The organism is Mucilaginibacter glaciei (assembly GCF_014773245.1).
Taxonomy (GTDB): Bacteria; Bacteroidota; Bacteroidia; order Sphingobacteriales; family Sphingobacteriaceae; genus Mucilaginibacter; species Mucilaginibacter glaciei.
Genome location: NZ_JACWMX010000020.1, coordinates 1 through 1,355, shown reverse-complemented (window position 1 = coordinate 1,355; position 1,355 = coordinate 1). Strand labels below are relative to the sequence as shown.

The following is a 1,355-nucleotide window of genomic DNA, read 5'->3' as shown; positions in this document are numbered from 1 at the left end:
TGAGTAGTCCTGAAATAGGTTGACTATTTTTGATTGCACAAACATTGATAAAAAAGCTCAAACATCCACCAAAGATGTTTGAGCTTTTTTGTTGTAGGACTTTAGTTTAATTTCTTTTTGCTGATGCATCTGAGCGGGTGTGAGCATGTGGCAACTCAGATGCGGCCTGCTTTTGTTATAGATATCGATGCTTTGAGCCGTTTGATGTATTGCCTTGTTGATATTATTTAGTTTTTCTGATAAACCAAACTCGTCTTTAAGAATTCCGTTCACACGTTCAGCAATAGCATTCTCATAGGGGTCGCCGTTCTCGGTCATACTGATAGTAATATTGTTTTCTTTCAGGCAGTCTGTGTAAAGCTTGCTGCAATATTGTAACCCTCTGTCAGAATGGTGTATAAGCGCATTGTCGTTATATTTCCTGTTCGTTATTGCCATTTGCAAAGCTTTTAATGTAGATGCGGCTTCCATGTTCCCACATAGTTCATAGCCCATAATCTGCTTGGAATAGGCGTCTGTAATTAAATGCAGGTAACCATGTCCGTCTTCATTCGTATCTATATAAGTTATATCAGCCACCCATACCTGTTCGGGCCGGACAAATTCTATATCCTTAATCAAGTTAGGATACTTGCGCATCCAATGCTTTGAATTAGTGGTAACTGTATAACGCTTTCTTTTGCCAACTAATAATCCTTCAATCCTTAACAATTGAAACAACTTGTCCCTGCCGATAAGAAGCTCACTTTTAAGCAGATGATACAGCTTTCGAGTTCCCAGCCGTGGCATCAGCCGACGCACGCTAAGCACTAAGGCTTTAGCCTGTTGTTGCTTGTTTACTACTGAATAATGTTGGGTTTGCGCTTTATAATAAGCTTGTTTGCTATAGCCAAACAACTCACAGAACATACTTACTTGTCTTGGGTACGTCCTGGCAAGCTCCCGGATTGTTTGGCTTCGCCTTTTTTTAAGATGCTGATCCTTTCTTCCCGTTCAGCGATCTCAATTAGCTTTTCATAAGCAACCAGCTTCAGTTGAGCATCTGCTAACTGTTTTTCCAGATCTTTAATACGTTGCTTTTGTGGGTCTTTCATCGGACGGCCCAATGCTCCTGCTTTTGGGTAGTGCAATTTACCATACCTGCGGCACCATTCCAATATCCGGGAGTTGCCTTTTATGCCATACTTAGCCTGGATCTGGTCTTTGTTCAAAAGCCCCCGCTCATACTCGGCTACCACAGAGCGTCTGAATGCCTCGCTGTACCTTAACTGCGAGGCTTCACCCTTTACTTTAATTACCTTATAACTCATTTTGTTGACTATTTATTAGTCAACTTTTTTCAGGACAAGACACTT

At 41.2% G+C, this 1,355-nt stretch carries 1 protein-coding gene; it reads right to left on the bottom strand.

Going from position 1 to position 1,355, the window contains the following annotated elements; genetic code table 11:
- Nucleotides 1-57: 57 nt before the first annotated feature.
- A protein-coding gene (locus tag IDJ76_RS20710) for an IS3 family transposase (protein ID WP_191166290.1) occupies nucleotides 58-1,295 on the bottom strand; the annotation gives its coding sequence in 2 pieces (ribosomal slippage) (nucleotides 58-962 and nucleotides 962-1,295; 1,239 coding nt in all).
- Nucleotides 1,296-1,355: the final 60 nt, after the last annotated feature.